The sequence below is a fragment of the Streptomyces sp. NK15101 genome, from assembly GCF_020400725.1.
Lineage (GTDB): Bacteria > Actinomycetota > Actinomycetes > Streptomycetales > Streptomycetaceae > Streptomyces.
On record NZ_JAINVG010000046.1, the window covers coordinates 30324 to 51316 of the forward strand.

The following is a 20993-nucleotide window of genomic DNA, read 5'->3' on the forward strand; positions in this document are numbered from 1 at the left end:
TCAACGACAGAGCCAGCTGGCTACAGTGGGCGGATGAACTGGCTGGAGACGGATACGGAGAACTGCCCGGTTCGCCGTGCCCTGGACGTCGTGGGCGAGAAGTGGAGCCTGCTCATCCTGCGCGAGGCCTTCAACGGCGTCCGCCGGTACGACGAGTTCCGCCACCACCTCGGCCTCTCGGAAGCCGTCCTCGCGGACCGCCTCCGCAAGCTCGTCGCCGCCGGGGTCCTGCGCAGCGAGCCCTACCGCGAACCCGGCGCCCGCACCCGCCACGAGTACCGGCTCACCCGCAAGGGCGTCGACCTCTGGCCCGTGCTCCTCGCCCTCAAGCAGTGGGGCGACACCCACGCCGCCGAGCCCGAGGGGCCGGTCCTCGACATCCGGCACACCGACTGCGGCGCCCCCGTCCGCGTCGTCGTCCAGTGCGAGGGCGAGGAACGGGCCACCCTCACCGCCCGAGACGTCACCGTCCGCCCCGGCCCCGGCGCCCGCCCGCTCCCGGCCCGCTGAACCGAGCCGGACCGCCTCAGCCGGACCGATCCGCGGGGGTGCCGTCCGCACCGTAGAAGCGGCCCTCTTCACAGAGGGCGTCGATCTCGGCGTTCTCCTCCTCGCTCAACTGTCCGTCCAGCGCGACGCCGATGACGTGCCGGGCACGGGACAGGCGCCGGGCGACGTCCCAGTCGAGGACGAACGTGCCGAGGGTGTGGGCGTCAGCGGTTCCGGACGCCATGCGGGATCCGATCCGGTCGAGCGAGACCACGAACTCGTTCAGGTCCCGCAGGACGGAGACGACCTCGTCGAGGGGGAGACGGATCTCCCGGTGGGACACGTCCATCGACCGATTCAACTCCTGGAACTCGTGAACCCGCGCTTCTGCCCCGACCGTGATCCCGCTCGACCCGTGCCCGTGCGCCGTGCGGAAGCCAAAAGCCGGACGGTCACCGTACTCCGCCGGCCCCACCCGTTCGGCCCCACCCCTGAGATGTCCCGGCGCCCCGCCGGGTACCTCACCAGGCATGCCCTCCACATCCGGTCCGCCGCGCGACGGTCCCCCCGCCGAACACGGCCACTGGTTCGCACGGCTCCACGCGCGCGTCCTCGCCTCCTCGGTCGGCCTCGCCTGGAGCCGCGGCCGGGCCATGGAACTCATGCACCGCGCCATGGGCTTCGCGGCGCTCAGCCTGCTCACCCTCGTCCCCCTGCTCATCGTCGTCGCCGCGGCCGACCTCGCCAGCGGCCAGGGCTTCGCCCGCTGGCTGGTCCAGGGCCTCGGAGTCTCCGAGGTCTCGCAGGAGGAGGTCGAGCGGCTCTTCGGCCAGCCGGGACAGGCGCTGCAGCGCACCACCGCCTTCGGTCTCGCCGCCCTCGCCGCCTTCGGCGTCACCTTCGGCTCCGCCGTGCAGACCGGGTACGAGCGGGTCTGGGACCTCCCCACCGCGCGCTGGCACACCATGTGGCGGCACGTCGTCTGGCTCGCCGTCCTCGTCGCGTCCCTGCTGCTCTTCGTCGCCTTCCCCGCACCCGAGAACGCGCCGGCGGGCGTCACCGCCCTCGTCGCCCTCGGCGACCTCCTCGGCACCTTCGTCTTCTTCTGGTGGTCCCAGCGCTTCCTGCTCTGCGGTCGCATCCGCTGGCGCGCCCTCGCCCCCGGCGCCGTACTCACCGCCCTCGGACTGCTCGGGCTGCGGATCTTCTCGCAGCTCGTCTTCTCCCCGCTGATCGCCTCGAACGCCGTGACGTACGGTCAGTTCGGCACCGTCCTCGTCCTCCAGTCCTGGCTCGTGGGCGTCGGCTTCGTCGTGTACGGAGGCGCCCTCGTCGGACGCCTCGTCCACGAACACCTCCTACGCCGCCGACTGCGCCGCCTGTGACGGGCGCCTACTGGTCCCGGCCCCGCACCGCGAGGACCGTCACCGCCGCCCCGCCCAGCGCCCACAGCGCGAACACCAGCCACGCGCCGCCCGCCGACCACGGGAACAGCTCCTCGGCGGGCGGCCCCGCGTCCGCGAGCCGCTGCCAGGCGTGCAGCGGGGTCGCGTGCGCGAGCACCGCCGTCAGGTGACGCCGGTCCGAGAGCACCGCGGGCAGCAGCAGGAGCAGGACGAACGCGCCGACGATCGAGACCGCGCTCTTCCGCAGCAGCGCGCCGACCGCCATCCCGGCCACCGCGCACACCGGGGCGAGCAGGGCCGAGGCCACGACGATGCGCAGCGCTCCCGGGTGGGTGATCGGCAGCCCGATGTCCCGGGCCGACAGCACGGCCTGCGTCGACCAGAACGACCCTGCCGCGACCACCGCCCCGAAGAGGACCTGCACCACCGTCACGACCAGCACCTTCGCCGCCATGAGCGCGCCCCGTGCCGGCACCGCCGTGAACGTCGTACGGATCAGCCCGCTGCCGTACTCGCCGACCACCGCGACCGCCCCCATGGCGCCCGAGGCGAGGATCAGGACCAGCGCCGCGTTGTACGTGAAGGCGTCCCACAGCGCCATGCCGTTCGCCATGAACTCGGCCCGGCCCCCCTCGTCGTACTGGAGCCAGTAGCGGTAGTGGTCCCAGGCGGTGCCGAGGTTGAAGGCGACCACGGCGAGCGCGCCGAGCAGCAGCGACCAGCCCGTCGAGCGCAGCGACCACAGCTTCAGCCACTCCGACCCCACCAGGTCACGGAAACGGGCACGGGGCTCCACCACGGGGGCCACGGGAGCATCGAAGGTCGTCATCGGGCGTCTCCTGCCGGGTACTCGACGCTGTCGGCGGTCAGTTCCATGAACGCCTCCTCCAGGGAGGCCGTACGGGTGGTCAACCGGTCGAGCAGCACCCGGTGCTCAAGCGCCAGTTCGCCGATGCGGGCCGCCGGCAGCCCGGTCACCGTCAGCAGACCGGCCTCCTCATCGACCTCCGCGCCCTCGCCGAGCAGCAGCGCCGTCAGGCGTGCCCGGTCCGGCGTGCCGACCGTCACGCCAGGGCGCCTGCCCCGCGCGGCGAACTCCGCCAGGCTCTCCGCCGCGATCAGCGCCCCCCGGCCGATGACCACCAACTCGTCCGCCGTGTGCTCCATCTCCGTCATCAGATGACTCGACACGAACACCGTGCGGCCCTCCGCGGCCAGCCGCCGGAACAGCCCCCGCACCCACTTCACGCCCTCCGGGTCGAGGCCGTTCAGCGGCTCGTCGAACAGCAGCACCGGCGGGTCGCCGAGCAGCGCCCCGGCGATGCCGAGCCGCTGCCGCATGCCCAGCGAGTACCCGCCGATCCGGCGCCTGGCCGCCCCCGCCAGCCCCACCTCCTCCAGGACCTCGTCGACCCGGGAGAGCGGGATGCGGTTGCCGCGCGCCAGGACCGCCAGGTGCGCCCGCGCGGTGCGGCCCCCGTGCACGTCTCCGGCGTCGAGGAGCGCGCCGACGTGCCGCAGGCCGCGCGGCCGGTCCGTGAACGGCCGGCCGTCGACCGTCACCGACCCGCTCGTCGGCGTGTGCAGGCCCAGGACCATCCGCAAGGTGGTGCTCTTGCCCGAGCCGTTGGGGCCGAGGAATCCGGTGACCCGGCCGGGCCGGACGGTGAAGGTGAGCGCGTCGACGGCGGTCGTGGCGCCGTAGCGCTTGGTGAGTTCCCTGACTTCGATCATGGGCACCACCGTGCCGTCCGGGCTCCGCGCCGGGCATCGGACCGGCAGGGACAATCCGCGGCGGGCCCTGTCACCCCAGGTCGTACACCCCTGGTCCGATGCCCGCGGCAGGGGCCGCCGTTTACGATCACCGCATGTCCGCCACCCCGTCAGCACCGTTCTACAAGAGGGTCGCACCCGGCGGGTGGGCCGCCGTGGCCTGGGGCGCGGGCATCGCCTTCACGGCCCTCCTCAGGATCCCCGTGCCCGGTCAGGAAGGGCCCGACGTCCTGCCCGGCTTCGTCATCCTGCGCTGGGACGGCCTGTCCATGCTGGCCGTCGCCACCCTCCTCACCCTGCGCGGCAGCGCCCTCCTCGCCCGGCGTCCGACCGCCGCCCTCAACCACCTCCTCGTCGCCTCGGTCATCGCCTCCACCCCACTCGGCGTCACGGCCATCCCCTTCGCCCAGTACCTCGCGGTCGACGTCGCGCTCTACGCCGTCGCCGCCGCCCGCCCCCGCCCCGAGGCCCTGCGGGCGCTCCTGCTCGCTCTCGGACTGCTCGTCGTCTACGTGGCCGTTCGCCTGCTCGCCGGCTGGAGCGCCGGCACCACGAGCACCCTGGCGGTCGCCCTGACCGCCCTCGTGGCCTGGCTCCTCGGCCGCTCGGAGGGACAGGCCCGGGAATACGCGGAGCGGAGTCGCGCCCAGGCCGCCGCGCAGGCCGTCACCGCCGAACGCCTCCGGATAGCCCGCGAGATGCACGACACGGTCGCCCACAGCATCGGGATCGTCGCCCTCCAGGCCGGGGCCGCCCGCCGGGTCATCACGACCCAGCCCGAGGCGGCCCGGCAGGCCCTCACCGAGATCGAGACGGCGAGCCGCGAGACCCTCGCCGGCCTGCGCCGGATGCTCGGCGCCCTGCGTACGGCGGACAGGGAGACGGAGACCCGGCCCGAGACGACCCCGGCCGCCCCCGGCCGTACGACGACCGCCCCGAGCAGCACCGCGACCGCCGGCGGATCCACGACGGCCGCCCCCGGCCGTACGACGGCCGCGACCGGCGGCGCCGAGACCTCCCCCGGCCGTACCGCGATCTCCGCCGGAGCCCGGGGACTCCCCGAGATGCCAGGTCTCGCCGCGCTCGACCGGCTCGCCGAACTCACCGGGAACGCCGGCGTCCGGGTCGCCGTCCGCAGGGTCGGAACCCCGTCCCCGCTGCCCCCGGACCTCGACCTCTCCGCCTTCCGGATCGTCCAGGAGTCCGTCACCAACGTCGTACGGCACTCGGGCGCCGACTCCTGCACGGTCACCGTCGACCACCACGACCCCGGACACCTCACCGTCACCGTCGAGGACCGCGGCCCCGCCCCCGGCCACGCGCGCGTGAGCCCCGGCCCGGGCTCCGGGTACGGCCTCACCGGGATGCGGGAGCGCGTCGCGGTGCTGCACGGAGAGTTCACCGCGGGACCCCGCCCCGGCGGCGGCTTCCGCGTCACCGCCCGCCTTCCCCTGCCCACAGGAGTCACCGACCGATGAGCCAGACCACCACCGGGCAGCCGGTCCGCGTCGTCCTCGCCGACGACCAGCCCCTGGTGCGCGCCGCGCTCCGGATGGTCATCACCGACACGGCGGACCTCGTCGTCGTCGGCGAGGCCGCGAACGGCGCCGAGGCCGTCCGCCTCGTCGGGGAGACCGGCGCCGACGTCGTCGTCATGGACCTGCGGATGCCCGGCACGGACGGCATCGAGGCCACCCGGATCATCACCGGGGACCCCACCGGTGCCCGTGTCGTCGTCCTCACCACCTTCGACGACGACGACCACGTGTACGCGGCGCTCCACGCGGGCGCGTCCGGATTCCTCGTCAAGGACATGGCCCTGGACGACATCCTCGCCGCCGTCCGCGTCGTCGCCTCCGGCGACGCCCTCATCGCGCCCAGCGTCACCCGGCGCCTCATCAAGGAGTTCACCGACCGCCCCAGGACCCCGCCCGCCCCGCGCCGCCGCGCCGAGGGGATCACCGACCGCGAGCGCGAGGTCCTCACCCTCGTCGGGCGCGGCCTCTCCAACGCCGAGATCGCCGAGGCGCTCCACATCAGCATCGCCACCGCGAAGACCTACGTCACCCGGCTGCTCGCCAAGCTGGACGCCCGCGACCGCGTGCAGCTCGTGATCATCGCGTACGAGGCGGGCCTGGTCTCCGCCGCCTGAGGGCCCCGGCGGCGCTCACACGATCCGGTGATCCACTCGCGAGCCGCCGGCCGTCCCGTCACGGCCCGCTTGGATGGAGGCGACCCATCCGGTCCGTCGAGAGAGAGCCGCCCATGGCGAACACCTGGCTGCCACCCGCCGAGTACGTCCACACGCTGCCGAGAGCGACCGCGTACGCCTGCCTCTACTTCACCGACACCGCCGGCCGCCCCTTCCAGCTCCGGGCCGCCTACCCGACCGAGCCGTGGCAGTGGCCCGGCGGCAACATGGACCCGGGAGAGACCCCGTGGGAGACCGCGGTGCGCGAGTGCCACGAGGAGACCGGGATCGTCTTCACCGGCGAACCGCGCCTCCTCGCCGCCCACTTCGTCACGGACCGGGGCGCGGACTGGCCGGCCAACCACATCGGCTTCATCTTCGACGGGGGCGAGCTGACGGACGAACAGATCGCCGCCGTCGTCCTCGACCCCGAGGAGCACAGCGAGTACCGCCTGCGGACCCTGGACGAGTGGGAGCGGGAGATGAACCCGCGCGAGTTCGCCCGCCTCGCCGCGATCGACCGGGCGCGAAGGACCGGTTCGACCGTGTACGTGGAGAGCGGACGCACCGCGACGTGAGTGTGGGGCCCGTCCACCGGGACGGGCCCCGACCGTGCGCGCTCAGGCCCGGCAGCCCACCGTCGGGTGGGCGATGTCGACGACGAAGCGCTCCGGCGAGTGCAGCCGGAAGGTCTTGTACGCGGGCTTGGTGTCGAAGGCGGCTCCGATGCCGACCACGCCCTCGAAGTCGCCGGTCAGGGCGACCCCCTTGAGCGCGGGCAGATAGATCTTCAGCAGCCGGGGGCCCTGGTAGACGGACCGGCCGGCGTCGTCGTGGGCGGCCGCGGGGGAGAGCTTGATCTCCAGGAAGTACTTCCCCGCGAGCGGGACCCTCTCTCCCGAACCGTCGTAGTGCAGCGAGCGGGACTGAAGGACGGTGACCGGGGGCATGGCACCCCGTACGTCGATCACGAGCCGGTCGAAGGTGGCGTGGCCGCCCCAGCGGGCGTTGACGACCAGGGCCGTGGCCGGGGTCGAGGCGCTCGGGGTCGGGGTGCCGGCCGCGCCCGCCGGGATCGTGGCGCCGATCCCGGCGGTCAGCAGGATTCCCGCGGCGACGGCCGCGAGGGTGTGGCGGTGATGCATGACGTCCCCCATTTTCTGCGGTTCCGGGGACAGTGGTGTCACTGGCAGAGACAACCACCACAACGATACGGTTCCACCCTTTTCAGGGTATATGGGGTAAAAATTCTCCATGTGCTGGAGCGCGACCGCCGACCTCTGGGCGGGCCTCGGGATCGCCGCCGTCGGCGGCGCCTCCCTGGCCTCCGTACGCCGCCCCGGGGACGCGCCGCTCGCCGCCCTGCCCCTGCTCCTCGGCGCCCACCAGGTCGTGGAGGCCGCCGTCTGGCACGCCGGCGGCGGAACCGGGCCCGCCACCCTCGCCTGGGCCGTGATCGCGCTCCCCCTGCTGCCCCTCTGGGTGCCCCTCGGCGTCCTCTCCGCGGCCCGCCCCGCCGACCGGCCGCTCCTGCTCCCGCCGCTCGCCGCCGGCCTCGTCACCGCCTCCGTCCTCGCGTACCGCCTCACCGTCCGCCCCGTCTCCGCCGAGATCCGGGGCCACACCCTCGGCTACGCCGTCGACCTGCCGCACGCGCCGCTGGTCCTCGTCGGATACCTGTTCGCCACCGTCGGCGCGCTGCTCCTCGCCCGCGACCGGCTCCTGCGGATCCTCGGGCTCCTCACCGGCCTCGGAGCGGCCGTCTGTGCCCTCCTGTGGCGCACCGAGTTCGTCTCCACCTGGTGCGCCCTCGCGGCGGCCGCCTCGCTGCTGCTGCTCGTCTGGACCCGTCGCCGACGCCCGGTGACATCCGCGGAGGATCCGAGCCCGGTCGGCCGTAACCCGACGGCCTCTCAGTAGTTGACCCGGGCATGAAGAAGCGCAGCATGCTCGCCATCGCCTCCCTCGCCGCAGGCGTCGTCACCGCCATCGTCACCCCGCCGCCGCAGGCCAGCGCCACCGAGAACCCTCTCGCCGGCACGACGGGCCTCCTCCAGGACGACCAGACCGCCACCGTCCTCCACGAGACCGTCCAGGGCGCCGAGGGCGCCCTCCAGAACCAGCAGGGTGGCGGGCTGCTCTGACGCCTCGTCCCAGGTGGCGACCGGTGCCCCGCGTTCCCGACGGACGCGGGGCACCGGCACGCCGTGACCCGGGAGGAGGCAGCCCGTGCGCGCGCCGTGCGTGAGTAATGACAGGATGTCCCCATGAGCAACGAGAACGTTTACTTCGAGATCAACATCAACGACAAGCCCGCGGGCCGCATCACCTTCAAGCTGTTCGACGACGTCGTCCCGAAGACGGCGCAGAACTTCCGCGAGCTCGCGACCGGCGAGCACGGCTTCGGCTACGCAGGCTCCCCGTTCCACCGCGTCATCCCGAACTTCATGCTGCAGGGCGGTGACTTCACCCGCCGCAACGGCACCGGCGGCAAGAGCATCTACGGCGAGAAGTTCGAGGACGAGAACTTCAAGCTGAAGCACGACCGTCCGTTCCTGCTCTCGATGGCGAACGCGGGCAAGAACACCAACGGCTCGCAGTTCTTCATCACCACGGTCGTCACCAGCTGGCTCGACGGCAAGCACGTCGTCTTCGGCGAGGTCGTCGAAGGCCAGGACCTGGTCAAGCAGATCGAGTCCCTCGGCTCCGACTCCGGCGCCACCAAGGCCAAGATCGAGGTCGCCGAGTCCGGCATCGTGAAGGCCTGATCGCCCTTCGGAGCTGAGCGGAGGGCCCCTGCGCCCTCGCTCGCCCAACCCGGACGGGGCGGGGAACGCGGTCCATCGGACGCGAGCCCCCGCCCCGCCGTGGCTCCCGCCCCCGACGCCTCAGGCGAAGGCCGGCGCGTTCCGCACCGCCCAGGCCGAGAAGGGCCGGGGCGCCCGCCCGAGCACCCGCTCCACATCGGGGCTCACCCGCTGCTCGTCCGCGCGGGGCTCGCCCATCACCGACAGCATCCCGTCGACGGCCACCTCCGGCAGGAACCGCGTCAACTGCGACCGGGCCTCGTCGGCGCTCTGCGCCACGAACTCCACCGGCGCGTCCAGCGCTTCGGCCAGCGCCCGCACCTGCTCCCGCGGCGAGACCGCGGTCGGCCCCGTCAGGACGTACGTCCGCCCGGCGTGCGCCGGGTCGCGCAGCGCGGCGGCCGCGACCCCGGCGATGTCCGCCGGATCCACCAAGGGCAGCGCCACATCGGCGAACGGGGCCGCGACGGTACGGGCCGAGCGCACCTGCTCGGCCCAGAGGAAGGCATTGGACGCGAAGCCGCCGGGCCGCAGCACCGTCCACTCGACACCCGACTCCCGTACCGCGGTCTCGAACGCGCGCAGGATCTCGTGCGACGCCGAATCGGTCCGCGTCCCCACCAGCTGCGAGGACTGGAACACGATCCGCCGCACCCCGCAGGCCACCGCCGCCGCCACGATCTCGCGCGGACGCAGCTCGTCCCCGAGGCCCGCGACGAGCAGGTACACGGCCTCCGCGCCCTCGAACAGCCCCTTGAGGCCCTCCGCATCGGCCAGGTCGCCCTGCCGGTGCGCCACACCGACGGGCAGCCCCTCGGCCGGACGGCGGCTCACCGCCGTGACCTCCTCGCCGGCCGCGGCCAGCATCTCCACCAGCGGTCGCCCGACGTTTCCGGTCGCTCCGGTCACCACGATCACAGCTGTTCCCCTCCAGGGAGTCCATGGCGGAGCGCGAACGCCCCGCCGTCTTCGTGACCTCATCCTGGAAGGCGAACCGGCCACCTCCTGGCCAGTTTCACGGACGGATTTGCGGCAGGGTCACTTCTCCTCGCCGTAGCGGCGCTCGAACCGGGCGATGCGGCCCTCGGAGTCCACGGTCCGCGCCTTGCCCGTGTAGAACGGGTGGCTCTCGGACGAGATCTCGACGTCGATCACGGGGTACGTCTCGCCGTCGTCCCACTCGATGGTCCGGTCGCTGGTCGCGGTGGACCGCGTCAGAAACGCGTACCCCGCCGAGCGGTCACGGAACACAACGGGGCGGTAGTCGGGCTGCTTGTCCTGCTGCACGTGTCCTCCTCGGGCTGCTGCCCTGACTCGTCCGGCCTGATCGGCACGGCACCCCCAGCCTCCCCGGCCCCCCGGTCCCCGACCAGCGCCACGGGCCCGACCGGGTGACACCCGCCCGATCGGCTCAGCCGCCGTGCGTCCACCGCGCCGCCAGCAGCAGCGCGATGTCGTCCGGGCGGGACGTGGCGGCCCTGGCCTCCCGGATCAGCCGGTCGGCCGTCTCCGTGAGCGACAGCGAGCCCGTCGCGGCGAAGGCGCGGCTCAGCTGCCCGATTCCCTCGTCGATGTCCTGGCCCGGTCGCTCCACCAGACCGTCCGTGAACAGCGCCAGGACCGCCCCCGGGGCCAGCCGCAACCGCGTCACCGGATACGACGCCCGGACGTCGACGCCCAGGACCATCCCGCCCGCCAGCTCCACCTGCTGCGCCGTGCCGTCCGGCCGCCTCAGCAGCGGCTGCGGATGTCCCGCCCGCACCGCCCGCGCGTCACCCGTCTCCGGGTCGAGCAGCACGTAGCAGCAGCTCGCGAACTGCCCCGGGTCCAGATCGATCAGGAGCCGGTTGGTGCCGCGCATCACGTCCTGCGGCCGGTGTCCCCCCAGCGCGAACGCCCGGACGGCACTGCGCAGCTGCCCCATGGTGGCCGCGGCCGCCACGCCGTGCCCCTGCACGTCGCCGATCACCAGGGCGAGCCGCCCCTGTCCGGTCTCGATCACGTCGTACCAGTCGCCGCCCACGTCCATGCCCTGCGTGCCCGGCAGATAGCGGCCCACCGTCTCCACCCCCTCCCGCACCGGCAGCCGGTGCGGGAGCAGCGCGTCCTGCAGCCCCCGCGCGACCGCCGACTCCGTGTCGTACCGCTGCGCCCGTTCCAGCGCCTGCGCGATCAGCCCCGCCAGCGCCGTGAGGACGGTCCGTTCCTCCGGACTGAAGCCGCGCGGCGAGTCGAAGCCGAGGATGCAGGAGCCCACCGGCCGGCCCGAGGCGATCAGGGGAAGGAAGGCCCGCGCGCCCGAGTGCGCGTCCATCGGGAGATCCGGATAGGCCCGCCCCAGCTGCTCCATGGACTCGAAGAAGAGCGGCCTGCCGGTCGTCAGGGTCTCCACCCCCGGCACGTGGGAGTCCAGGGCCACGCCGTCGAAGGGCTCGAGGAAACCCGGCGGGAAGCCCGTCTCCCAGGCCAGATAGAGCCGTCGGTCGCTCAGCAGGTAGATCGCCAGCTGCCGTCCGCCGAAGGCCGGCAGCAGCTCCTCCGTCACCACCGCCGACACCTGGCGCGCCGTCACCGCCTCGGAGAGCGCGATCGCCAGGGCCACCGGCCGGTACAGCGCCGCCGCCCGGTCGTCCGGCGCCGACAGGACGTCGTCCGTCCGCCGTTCGCTCGCCGTCGGAGCCGGGGGCGCCGGATCCTCTTCCGGCACCAGCACCATCGTCACCCCGTCCCGGCCCGGGTGGAGCGAGACCGACAGCCACCGGCCCCGCTCCGGACGGGCCAGGAAGTGCACCGGCTCGCCGGAGAGCAGGGCGGCGCGCAGCTGCTCCTCGTGGAAGGGGTGACCGAACCAGGGCAGCGCCTCCCACAGCGGCCGCCCCGCCAGAGCCCCCCGCGGCCTGCCCAGCAGGTGCTCCGTCTGCTCGTTGAGGTAGGTGACGCGGCCGAGCCGGTCGACGGCCAGGATGGCCCGCGGCAGCCGGTCCGTGGCGTCCGAGCCGACCAGCCCCGTACCGAGGTCCACCAGCGTCCCCTCCAGTCGGCCGCCCGTGGCTTCCGTGCCCGGCCCGCTCCGCCGCGCACGCCCGGACACCTCAAGCAGGTGCAGGCCGCCGTCCGGCCCTCGCAGCCGGAGCCTGCGGACCGACGGCCGGCCGTCCGTGCCCGTCGCCTGCCGGGCCGCCGCCCACAGCGCGTACCCGTCCTCGGGATCGAGGAAGGACGTCAGCACCTCGATCGAACAGGGCGAGGAGACACCCGCTCCGAGGACGGCGAGGAGCCCTTCGTCCAGCGTGACCGTGCCCGTGTCCAGGTCCCAGGCGAAGGAGCCGAAGCGGACCGGCGGTCCCGAAGCGGTGGGCAGCTGCACGCACACCGGATCCCCGGGCCACTCGACCTCGGTCCCCCGCCGGGCCAGATCGGCCAGGGCCTCACCGAGGCGGAGCGCGTCCCCGGTCATCCGGTTCCGGTCCCGCGCGTTCACCGGCACCCCCGGGGTCGGCGCCCGCAGTACCACGAGCACGCCGAAGCGCTCGCGGCCCGCGACCACCGGCGCGTACAGCGAGGCGAACGGGAACGGCAGGCTCGCCACCAGCTGGGGGAAGCGCTGCATGGCCTCCTCGACGTCGGCGAGATGGACGGACTGGCCCGAGCGGTGCACCTCCGCCACGGGGAACGGCCGGTTCGCGTGCATCCGCCACCACGGCCGGAACAGCGGCCCCGGCAGCCCCACCAGGACCGCGAGCCGCAGCAGCCCCGGGGTCCCGGAGCGCAGGTACACCCCGCCCGCGTAACCACCGACCTCCTCCACCGCCGCGAGGGCCGCCTCGGCGAGGACCCATGTGAGCGCGCGGGAAGCAGGCCCGTTGTCGGCTCCGTTCCCGGACGGACTCCCGGTGCCGCCCGCCGGGCCGGGGCCGGACGCGCCGTGCGAGGTCACACAGCCAGGATGCCCCCGTACCCGGAGGGACGCGAAAGCACCCGGATCCCGGTCATGAGGCGTGCCGGTGTCCGGGACCGGGGACGTGCCGAGGCGCCTTCCCGCCCCGGATCCGACGCGGTGTCTCCCCGCCCCGGATCCGACGCGGTGTCTCCCCGCCCCGGACCCGGACGTGTCGAGGTGTCTTCCCGCCCCGGATCCGACGCGCTCCCGCGCGCCCCTCCCGATGGTGTTGACCCCACGCGCCCGCGCCGTCACACTCGGTCGTCGACCGCCGCCGTCGGCGCGCGGCGGCACGACCTCGCGAGCAGGGGGCATGATGACGGGGCAGGTTCTTCCGTACGACGTACACGGCGAGGGTCCTCGGAGGACCCTCGTGCTGCACAACTGGTTCGGCGACCGGACCAGCTTCGCCCCGCTGCGCGCCCATCTGGACGGCGGCTTCGGCACGTACGCCTTCCTCGACTGCCGGGGCTACGGCGACGCCCTCGACCACGCGGGCGCGTACACCATGGAGGAGGTCGCGGCCGACGCCCTGGCGGTCGCCGACGACCTCGGCTGGGACTCGTTCTCCGTCATCGGCCACTCGATGGGCGGCAAGGCGGCCCAGCTGATGCTGCTCGACGCCCCCGACCGGATCAGCTCGATCATCGGCGTCTCACCGGTCTCCGCCGCCGGTTTCCCGCTCGACGGGGAGACCTGGGAACTCTTCGCCGGAGCCGCCGACGAACCGGCCAACCGGCGCGCGATCATCGACAACACCACCGGCGGCCGCTACGACGACGCGTGGCTGAGCGCACTCGTCGACCGTTCCGTCACCCGCTCGTCCCCGACGGCCTTCCGCGCCTACCTGGACTCCTGGTCCCGCGCCGACTTCCACGAGCGGGTCCGCGACAACCCCACCCCCGTCCTGCTCGTCGTCGGCGCCCACGACCCCGCGCTCGGGTCCGAGGCGATGGAGGCCACCTGGCTGCGCTGGTACCCCAACGCCCGCCTCGAAGTCCTCAAGGACGCCGGTCACTACGCCCCCGAGGAGACCCCGCAGGCACTCGCCGAGGCCATCGAGGCCTTCCTCGGCGCCTGAGGTTCCCGGTCCCGGCTTCCGGCCTCATCCGAAGGTCGACGGAGCCGACGACTTTCGAGGACAGCGGCGGGGCTCCTCGGCAACGGATCATCGTGCTCACGACCTCAGGGGGCGGTCTTGCAGGGACCGCCCACGACCGGCAGGAGCACGACCGATGGGCCTCGCACAGTCGCAACACCGCTTCCTCGTCCGGCAGAAGGTGACGCCCATGGCCAACCGCTACCTGGTGCACACTGTCGGGCCGGACGGGAGGGAGGGCGAACTCGTCGCCTTCGCCCACCAGAAGAGGATGGCGCTCAAGGAGCACGTCACCTTCTACACAGACGAGTCCCGGCGTCAGGTCCTCTTCACCTTCAAGGCCCGTCAGGTCGTCGACCTCGGCGCGACCTACGACGTGGCCGGCGCCTCCGGCGCCCGACTGGGCGGTTTCCGGAAGGACTTCGGCGCGTCCCTGCTGCGGAGCACCTGGCACCTGAGCCGGGAGGGCGAGGAGGGGGAGGCCACCGGGCAGGAGCGGAACCGGGCGGTGGCGCTGCTGCGACGGGCCTGGGATCTCCTGCCCTTCGTCGACCTCGTCCCGTTCGTGGTGCCGTACCACTTCGACTTCGCCGACGGCGGGCGGCCCGTCATGTCCGTCGACAAGCTCCTCGGCATCCGGGACCGGTACGTGCTCGACATAGCCGATCCGGAGCTCGACCGGCGGCTCGCCATAGCCCAGACCGTGGCCCTCGACGCACTGCAGTCCCGCTGACCGGGCCGCCTCACCGACCCCGCTGACCGGCCGCCCCACCGACCCCGCTGACCGGCCGCCCCACCGACCCTGCAGGCCCGCGGTCCGGGCACCTCGTCGACCCGGGCGACGCGTCTACCCTGGAGAGACGGGCAGGGGACGGGGCACTCCGTTCCTCCCCGCGCCCGAGCCGCGCACCAGCGGAAGGGCGGCGGACCATGTTCTTCAGCGATCGCACCGACGCGGGGCGGCAGCTCGCCGCCAGGCTCGACCACCTCAAGGGCCATGACGTGGTGGTCCTCGGGCTTCCACGGGGCGGTGTGCCGGTGGCGGCGGAGGTCGCCGAGGCCCTCGACGCGCCGCTCGACATCTGTCTGGTGCGGAAGCTCGGTGTGCCGCACCAGCCGGAGCTCGCGATGGGGGCGCTCGGGGAGGGAGGCGTGCGGGTGCTCAACGAGCGGGTGCTCCGCGAGACCCGGGTGAGTGACCGCGACCTCGCCGCGGTGGAGGAGCGTGAGCACGCCGAGCTCGACCAGCGCGCCCGCCGGTACAGGGGCGCCAGGCCCTCCGTGCCCCTCGACGGCCGGACGGTCGTCGTGGTCGACGACGGACTGGCGACGGGGGCCACGGCGCTGGCGGCCTGCCGTGTGGTCCGGGCCCGGGGCGCCGCCAGGATCGTCCTCGCCGTCCCGGTGGCACCCCGGGGCTGGACGACCCGCGTCGGCGACGATGCCGACGAGGCCGTCAGCGTGCACACGCCGGACCTCTTCTTCGCGATCGGGCAGTTCTACGGGGACTTCTCGCAGACCCCGGACGCCGAGGTCATCGCCTGCCTGGAACGGAGCAGAGCCGCGCGGGAACCCGTCGGACAGGGCACGGACGTGCGGATCCCGGTCTCCGGCGTCACCCTCGGCGGACGGCTCACGGTGCCCGGCGGCGCCGGTGGCGTCGTCCTGTTCGCCCACGGCAGCGGCAGCAGCCGACACAGCCCCCGGAACCGGGCGGTCGCCGGGGTGCTCAACCGGGCAGGCCTCGGGACGCTCCTCTTCGACCTGCTGACCGAGGAGGAGGCGGGGGACCGGGAGCGCGTCTTCGACACCCCGCTCCTCGCCGGGCGGCTCGCCGGGGCCACGGAGTGGCTGGCGGGGAGACCCGAGGGCACGGGACTCCCGCTCGGGTACTTCGGCGCGAGCACGGGCGCGGCCGCCGCGCTGTGGGCGGCCGCCGACCCCGCGTCACCGGTGAGCGCCGTCGTCTCGCGCGGCGGCCGGCCGGACCTCGCGGCCGAGCACCTGGCCGGGGTGCGAGCCCCGACGCTCCTGGTGGTGGGCGGCGCGGACCCGATGGTCCTGGACCTCAACCGGCGGGCCCTGGCCCTGCTGCGCTGTGAGAACCGGCTCGCCGTGGTGGGGGGCGCCGGCCACCTCTTCGAGGAGCCGGGAGCCCTGGAGGAGGTGGCGGACCTCGCCACCTCCTGGTTCGCCGAGCACTTCCGGCCTCGGGGGATCAGTACGCCGAGTTGACGTTGTCGATGGAGCCGTAGCGGTCGGCCGCGTAGTTGCAGGCGGCGGTGATGTTGGCGACCGGGTCGAACAGGTCCATGGAGGTGCCGGGCACGTGGTAGGCGAGGAAGGTCGGCTCGATGACCTGGAGCAGGCCCTTGGAGGGGGTGCCGGCGGCCGCGTTGGAGTCCCAGAGGTTGATGGCCCGGGGGTTTCCGGACGACTCGCGCATGATGTTGCGGAGGATCCCGTCGTAGGAGCCGGGGATGCCGTGCTGGCCCATGATGGCCAGGGACTCCCGGATCCAGCCGTCGAGGTTGTCGGCGTAGTTCGTGGCGGCGGCGGGGGCCGCCTGACCGGCGGGGGCGGCGGCCGGGGCGGCCTGCGCGGCGGAGGCGCCCGTGCCGGTGGCGACGGCGGGAGCGGCCGGCCGGCGCTCGGAGCGGCTCGCCCGTTCGGTCGTGGCGGACTTCTTGGCCTTCGCCTGCGTGGGGGCGGCCTTGGCGGAATCCCGACGGATCGTCAGTTCGAGACCGGGGTGAATGAGTGACGGATTGTCACCCACCGTGCTCTTGTTGGCGCGGTAAAGGCTCTTCCAGCCGCCCTGAATTCCCTTCTTGTGGGCGATCAGGGAAAGCGAGTCGCCGCTCACGACGGTGTACGTGTGCGCGGCGGCCGGGGCGGCGGGGGCCTTGGGCGCGGCCTGCGGGGCGGGAGCGGCGAGGGACTGGGTGGCGATCTCCGGGGCGCCGGACACGGGCGCGGCGCCGGCGACGGCCGGGGTGACGAGCGGCAGGGTGAGTGCGGCGCCACCCGTGCCGACCAGGGCGAGGCCGCGGGAGACGCGGCTGCGGCGGGGGCGGCGGTGCTTACCGTGAGCAGGCATGACGGTTTCCTCTCCGGCGCCTGCGGGGTGAGCTGTCGGGTTCGGACGGGAGATGTCCGGCCGCGCGCACGCGGCTTCACCCCGAGCCGTTCCGGATTCCGGACCGGCGTATTCGTGGGTCCCCCGCTCCTGCCGTCGGGTGAAAAGGGAGGTTTACCGAGCGGCGGCAGGATTGGGCGTTCCGCTCGAATGGAGGTGACCGTAGGCCAGTAATGCGGCGGATAACAAGGGGAGTGGGTGCCGGATATCCGGAAATGGATCACATAATTCGGAGAATTCAAGATCGATGCCCTCCGGGAGGTGGCGAACTTCCTTGCCCGGTACGGGGCGGGGGAGGGCGGTGCCGGGCCGTGGGGCCGCGTGAGTGAGTCGCGTCACTCGAAGCGCAATGTCCTATATGGTGTGTAATTCCGTTCATGAGTAAATGAGGTGATAATCCACCCGATGGGGGGTTGGTCGGGAGGGGGGAAGAGGGTGTGAGATGGGCGACTCTCCGCGTAAGAGCAAAAGTCGCAAAACCGACATTCCATCTTGAAAGATGGAGGGAGTCGACCCAGGAGACACTCCTATGCCGCCCTCCACCTCCCTGCTCAGCCCCGACACCCTCGACCGCGAGGCGGCCGCCCTCTTCGAGAGCGCGACCTGGCAGCGGATCGTCACGGACTGGACCGCCCCCCAGGAGTCGCCGCCGGCGGAGGAGGGCTGGCGGGCGCTGCTCAGCGTGCCGGTGGACCGGCTCGTGGCCGACGCCCTGGCCGCCCTGCCCCCGGAGCTCCCCGCCGAGCGCCGTATCCCGGGGCGGCTCGGCGCTGTACTACCGGACCGGTTGCACACCTGGCGCCGCATCGGGCAGACCGAGCTCCGCCCCTCGGTCCACCTCGGCTACGCGCGCCTGGTGCTGACGGAGTGGGGCTGGCAGAACGCCCCGTACAAGCTGCGTGACGCACGGGGCGCCCGGTGTGTCTGCGGTGCTCTCCTCGCCGCCCACCGGCTCGGCTACGGCAGCGCCGACACCATGAACGAGGCGGCCGCCTGGATCATGACCGAGCTGCGGTCGCGCGGGTGGCAGGGGCTGATCGGGCCGTGGAACAGGGCCCCCGGCCGCACCGGGGCGGACGCGGTGGCGCTCCTCGACGCCACGGTCCGCCGCGCCGCGCACGCCGGCCGCTGACACCGCGCACGCCGGCCGCCGGCACCGCGCGCCTGTCGCCGACGTCGCGCCCCCGGTGCCGGGCGGCGGCCGCCCGGAAGGCCGCCGCCCGGCACGCGGGGGAGGGGATCAGCCGCTGACGCTCGGGGCTCCCGTCTCGATGTGGCCGGTGTACCGGCGCGACCAGCTCCCGTCGATGTCGGCGAGGATCGTGAAGTCGTACCAGCCGCCGTTGTACGCCACCGCGTTGAAGAAGTCCTCGCGGCTGGAGTTCGCCGGCACCGTGTACGTCCACGGACCGTCCGAGCGGTAGGCGTTCGAGCGGATCGTGAAGGTGACGGGCCCGGCCGAGGTGTTGGTCATCCTGAACCACAGGGCCGTCTTGCCGGTCCCCGCGTCGGGCGCGAACCGGGCCGCCACTTCGACGGCCTTGCCCGCCTTGGAGGCGTCCCCGACGAAGCGGCGCAGGAAACGGTTCGGGCCCATCATCGAGATGTCGTACTTCCCCGACCCCGAGCCGAGACCGATGTTGAAGTAGTCGGTGGCCGTGCCGCCGGGGTCGACGGTGTACTGCCAGGCGGCGGTGTCCCGGTACTGATGCGGGTGGATCGAGAAGTGCGCCGACCGCTTGGCCTCCGCACCCTGGTTGGTCATGGAGAACCAGGCGAGGATCTTGCCCGCGGGGCCGAACTCGAAGCGGTCGAGGTTGCCGTTCACCTGATAGGGCAGGGCGCGCGCCGGCCGGGTGCCGGACTCCTGGGCGGGCAGCGCGTTGTTCTGCGGCGCCGGGTTCGGCAGCGGGCCGCAGGTGGCCTGCCCGATCACCTTCGCCGTGGACGGAAGGCCGGCGGGCACTCCGTACACCGGGTGGGCGAAGTCGAAGACCCCGGTCAGGTCGCCGGTGACCTTCCGCCGCCAGGCGCTGATGTTGGGGCAGGTGGCCGGGGTGCCGAGCGCCGTCGTCCAGCTCTCCATGAAGCGCAGCACCGAGGTGTGGTCGAAGACCTCGGAGCTCACCCATCCACCCCTGGTCCACGGGGACATGACAATCATCGGGACGCGGAAGCCCAGGCCGATCGGCACGCCGTCGAGGTACTCGCCCGCAGTGCCCGGCGGGGCGACCGGAGGCGGCACGTGGTCGAAGAAGCCGTCGTTCTCGTCGTAGTTGAGGAACAGCACCGTGGAGTCGAACACCTCGGCGTCGGCGGCCAGCGCGCGGTAGACGAGGTCGACGAAGTGGGCGCCGTCCGCCGGAGGGGCGTAGGGGTGCTCCGAGAAGGCCTCGCTCGCGACCACCCACGACACCTGCGGCAGGGTCCCCGCGACGACGTCGGCGCGGATCGCCGCGGCGATGTCGTCGGGCGTCGAGCCCGTCACCTTCGGGACCGAGCCCATGCCCCGGTCGTACAGCGGGTCCCCGGGCCGTGCGTCGGCGAACCTCTTGAAGTAAGCGAGGCCGTTGTCGCCGTAGTTGTCCTGGGCGTTCTGGTAGACCTTCCAGCTCACCCCGGCGCGCTGGAGGGCCTCGGCGTACGTCTCCCAGGTGAGGCCCGACTCGTCGCCGCCGTCCTTGCTGGAGCCGTCGATCTTCCCGCTCCACAGGAACGTGCGGTTGGGGCCCGTGGCGCTCAGCGCCGAGCAGAAGTACGCGTCGCAGATCGTGTAGTGGTCGGCGAGCGCGTAGTGGAACGGGATGTCCCCGCGGTCGAGGTGACCGAGCGTCCGGGTGTTGCCCACGCCCGTGACCCAGTTGTCGAGGCGTCCCTTGTTCCATGCCGCGTGCTGCGAGGTCCAGCTGTGCGGCAGGTCGCCGTTGCACTGCGCGAGGGTCTCGCCGTCGACGCCGCCGGCGGGCGGGGTGTCGCTGAGCTTCCAGGGGTACTGGCGACCGCCCCAGTTGGGCTGGTTGAACATGCCCCAGCCGCCGGGCAGGTTGCCGGCGGCGCGGTCGCCGAAGCCCCGTACGCCCTTCAGGGTGCCGAAGTAGTGGTCGAAGCTGCGGTTCTCCTGCATGAGGATCACCACGTGCCGGACGTCGGCGAGGGTGCCGGTCGCGGTGCTCGCGGCGGCGGAGGCCCTGGCCGGCGGGAGCGCGGCTCCCGCCATGAGCCCCGCGCCGATTCCGACGAACCCCCTGCGGCTGATGGGAATCATGCCTCGCCCCTCCTGTCACGGTGTGCCCCAGCGGCACGCCCGAGCCATGATGGGGGAGGGGAGCTTAAAGGTATACAGCCGCGCGGTAATTACTCGATGAATACGCGCAGGACCTGAGATACCGAGTACTGGATTGGTCAGAGATCAGACCAATGGGCTGGGTGTCGGACCAATGGGTCGGTGTCGGGCGATCGGCCGGGCGTCGACGAGGAGCCGGACGGCGAGGACCTCCACTCCGGCTCCGGTGAACTGCGCAACCGTCTCCGGGGCGACGCCGGTGTCGGTCACGAGCGTGTCGATCCGGTCCGGGCCGCAGATCCGCGCGAACGCCCTGCGGCCCGTCTTCGAGGAGTCGGTCACCACGGTCGGCGCGGGCCCCGTCGGCACGGCGGTTCCCGGAGGCTCGGTGTGACCGCTCGCGAGCCGCAGGGCGAGCGCCCGCGCGACCTCCGTCGTCGTCGTGCTCCCGCTGAGCCCGACGACCTCGCCGGGCGCGACCGGATCCGCCACCGTCTCCGCGATCCGCCGCTTCTCCGGCGCGTGCCGCGTGGACTTGTGGCGCAGTGGCAACTCCTACGAGACGCCGTGCACGGCCGCCCCGCCCCGCGTCCGCACCGGCAGTTGCTGCTCGGCCGGCTCGTCGAGGTCCCGGCGGATCGTGGCGACGGAGACGTCGAGCGCGGTCGCCGCCTCCTCCACCTCCGGCTTCCCCGAGGCCGCGAGCGGCTCCAGAAGTGTGTTCCGCCGCTCGTGCCTGGCCATGGGTCCCTTCCTCCACCGGGGGCGCGACGCATGACCACCCCGCTCGTCCGCACATCCGATCCTGGTCGCCGACGGGCGTGGGATATGGAAAGAGGATGCAGGTTGCTGCTTGAATAAGCGCA

At 73.1% G+C, this 20993-nt stretch carries 21 protein-coding genes, 1 pseudogene and 1 riboswitch; of the genes and pseudogenes, 12 read left to right on the top strand and 10 right to left on the bottom strand.

The features are described 5' to 3' along the window. Nucleotides 1-33 precede the first annotated feature (33 nt). Nucleotides 34-510 (top strand): helix-turn-helix domain-containing protein, encoded by a 477-nt coding sequence (locus K7G60_RS23625; RefSeq protein WP_225802935.1) that lies wholly within the window; start codon nt 34-36, stop codon nt 508-510. Nucleotides 511-526: 16 nt separating this feature from the next. On the opposite strand, the gene K7G60_RS23630 is transcribed toward K7G60_RS23625, so the two are convergent. Continuing rightward, a complete protein-coding gene (locus K7G60_RS23630; RefSeq protein WP_225802936.1) occupies nt 527-838 on the bottom strand; it encodes a hypothetical protein in 312 nt (103 codons plus the stop codon). 181 nt (nt 839-1019) lie between these two features. Here K7G60_RS23630 and K7G60_RS23635 point away from each other — a divergent pair, with 181 nt between their 5' ends. After that, nucleotides 1020-1874 (top strand): YhjD/YihY/BrkB family envelope integrity protein, encoded by an 855-nt coding sequence (locus tag K7G60_RS23635; protein ID WP_225802937.1) that lies wholly within the window; start codon nt 1020-1022, stop codon nt 1872-1874. 7 nt (nt 1875-1881) lie between these two features. Here K7G60_RS23635 and K7G60_RS23640 read toward each other — a convergent pair whose 3' ends face one another. Further along, on the bottom strand, nt 1882-2724 hold the full coding sequence (locus K7G60_RS23640) for an ABC transporter permease (protein WP_225802938.1): 843 nt from the start codon (nt 2722-2724) through the stop codon (nt 1882-1884). Continuing rightward, entirely contained in the window at nt 2721-3629 is a 909-nt protein-coding gene (locus K7G60_RS23645; protein WP_225802939.1) for an ABC transporter ATP-binding protein, read from the bottom strand. Before K7G60_RS23645 ends, K7G60_RS23640 begins: the two co-directional genes overlap by 4 nt. A gap of 98 nt (nt 3630-3727) precedes the next feature. On the opposite strand from K7G60_RS23645, the gene K7G60_RS23650 reads away from it, so the two are divergent. The 3 genes from K7G60_RS23650 (at nt 3728) to K7G60_RS23660 (ending at nt 6437) form a co-directional block, all read left to right on the top strand. Continuing rightward, nucleotides 3728-5146 (top strand): sensor histidine kinase, encoded by a 1419-nt coding sequence (locus tag K7G60_RS23650; protein WP_374115668.1) that lies wholly within the window; start codon nt 3728-3730, stop codon nt 5144-5146. After that, nucleotides 5143-5820, top strand: coding sequence for a response regulator transcription factor (locus tag K7G60_RS23655; RefSeq protein ID WP_225802941.1), 678 nt, complete (start codon nt 5143-5145; stop codon nt 5818-5820). The genes K7G60_RS23650 and K7G60_RS23655 overlap by 4 nt, the downstream gene beginning before the upstream one ends. 113 nt (nt 5821-5933) lie before the next feature. Then, nucleotides 5934-6437, top strand: a complete 504-nt coding sequence (locus K7G60_RS23660; RefSeq protein ID WP_225802942.1) for an NUDIX domain-containing protein — start codon at nt 5934-5936, stop codon at nt 6435-6437. A gap of 42 nt (nt 6438-6479) precedes the next feature. Here K7G60_RS23660 and K7G60_RS23665 read toward each other — a convergent pair whose 3' ends face one another. Beyond that, entirely contained in the window at nt 6480-7004 is a 525-nt protein-coding gene (locus K7G60_RS23665) for a hypothetical protein (protein WP_225802943.1), read from the bottom strand. A gap of 109 nt (nt 7005-7113) precedes the next feature. On the opposite strand from K7G60_RS23665, the gene K7G60_RS23670 reads away from it, so the two are divergent. From K7G60_RS23670 to K7G60_RS23680, 3 genes are all read left to right on the top strand, one after another. Then, nucleotides 7114-7779, top strand: coding sequence for a DUF6629 family protein (locus K7G60_RS23670; RefSeq protein WP_225802944.1), 666 nt, complete (start codon nt 7114-7116; stop codon nt 7777-7779). Nucleotides 7780-7790: 11 nt separating this feature from the next. Further along, a complete protein-coding gene (locus K7G60_RS23675; RefSeq protein ID WP_225802945.1) occupies nt 7791-8003 on the top strand; it encodes a hypothetical protein in 213 nt (70 codons plus the stop codon). Between the two features lie 123 nt (nt 8004-8126). Next, on the top strand, nt 8127-8627 hold the full coding sequence (locus tag K7G60_RS23680) for a peptidylprolyl isomerase (RefSeq protein WP_225802946.1): 501 nt from the start codon (nt 8127-8129) through the stop codon (nt 8625-8627). A gap of 120 nt (nt 8628-8747) precedes the next feature. Here the strand turns inward: K7G60_RS23680 and K7G60_RS23685 are convergent, their stop codons facing one another. The 3 genes from K7G60_RS23685 to K7G60_RS23695 all read right to left on the bottom strand — a co-directional run bounded on the left by K7G60_RS23685 (nt 8748) and on the right by K7G60_RS23695 (nt 12603). Next, nucleotides 8748-9584 (bottom strand): SDR family oxidoreductase, encoded by an 837-nt coding sequence (locus K7G60_RS23685; protein WP_225802947.1) that lies wholly within the window; start codon nt 9582-9584, stop codon nt 8748-8750. Between the two features lie 120 nt (nt 9585-9704). Then, nucleotides 9705-9953, bottom strand: a complete 249-nt coding sequence (locus tag K7G60_RS23690) for a type B 50S ribosomal protein L31 (protein ID WP_030690121.1) — start codon at nt 9951-9953, stop codon at nt 9705-9707. 124 nt (nt 9954-10077) lie between these two features. After that, nucleotides 10078-12603 (bottom strand): SpoIIE family protein phosphatase, encoded by a 2526-nt coding sequence (locus K7G60_RS23695; RefSeq protein WP_225802948.1) that lies wholly within the window; start codon nt 12601-12603, stop codon nt 10078-10080. A 319-nt stretch (nt 12604-12922) separates the two neighbouring features. Between K7G60_RS23695 and K7G60_RS23700 the strand changes: the two genes are divergently transcribed. The 3 genes from K7G60_RS23700 (at nt 12923) to K7G60_RS23710 (ending at nt 15940) form a co-directional block, all read left to right on the top strand. Next, nucleotides 12923-13687, top strand: coding sequence for an alpha/beta fold hydrolase (locus K7G60_RS23700; protein ID WP_225802962.1), 765 nt, complete (start codon nt 12923-12925; stop codon nt 13685-13687). Nucleotides 13688-13841: 154 nt separating this feature from the next. Next, complete coding sequence (locus K7G60_RS23705) at nt 13842-14438, top strand: hypothetical protein (RefSeq protein ID WP_225802949.1); 597 nt, start codon at nt 13842-13844, stop codon at nt 14436-14438. Between the two features lie 197 nt (nt 14439-14635). Further along, on the top strand, nt 14636-15940 hold the full coding sequence (locus tag K7G60_RS23710) for a phosphoribosyltransferase family protein (RefSeq protein ID WP_225802950.1): 1305 nt from the start codon (nt 14636-14638) through the stop codon (nt 15938-15940). On the opposite strand, the gene K7G60_RS23715 is transcribed toward K7G60_RS23710, so the two are convergent. After that, complete coding sequence (locus K7G60_RS23715; RefSeq protein WP_225802951.1) at nt 15924-16805, bottom strand: transglycosylase SLT domain-containing protein; 882 nt, start codon at nt 16803-16805, stop codon at nt 15924-15926. The genes K7G60_RS23710 and K7G60_RS23715 overlap by 17 nt on opposite strands. A gap of 4 nt (nt 16806-16809) precedes the next feature. Then, nucleotides 16810-16994, bottom strand: a riboswitch (cyclic di-AMP (ydaO/yuaA leader). 379 nt (nt 16995-17373) lie between these two features. On the opposite strand from K7G60_RS23715, the gene K7G60_RS23720 reads away from it, so the two are divergent. Further along, nucleotides 17374-17976, top strand: a complete 603-nt coding sequence (locus K7G60_RS23720; protein WP_225802952.1) for a hypothetical protein — start codon at nt 17374-17376, stop codon at nt 17974-17976. Nucleotides 17977-18084: 108 nt separating this feature from the next. Here K7G60_RS23720 and K7G60_RS23725 read toward each other — a convergent pair whose 3' ends face one another. Together K7G60_RS23725 and K7G60_RS23730 are read right to left on the bottom strand one after the other, a co-directional pair. Next, a complete protein-coding gene (locus K7G60_RS23725) occupies nt 18085-20109 on the bottom strand; it encodes a phosphocholine-specific phospholipase C (RefSeq protein WP_225802953.1) in 2025 nt (674 codons plus the stop codon). A gap of 216 nt (nt 20110-20325) precedes the next feature. After that, nucleotides 20326-20871: pseudogene (locus K7G60_RS23730) on the bottom strand (DeoR/GlpR family DNA-binding transcription regulator); the annotation flags it as partial. Nucleotides 20872-20993 lie beyond the last annotated feature (122 nt).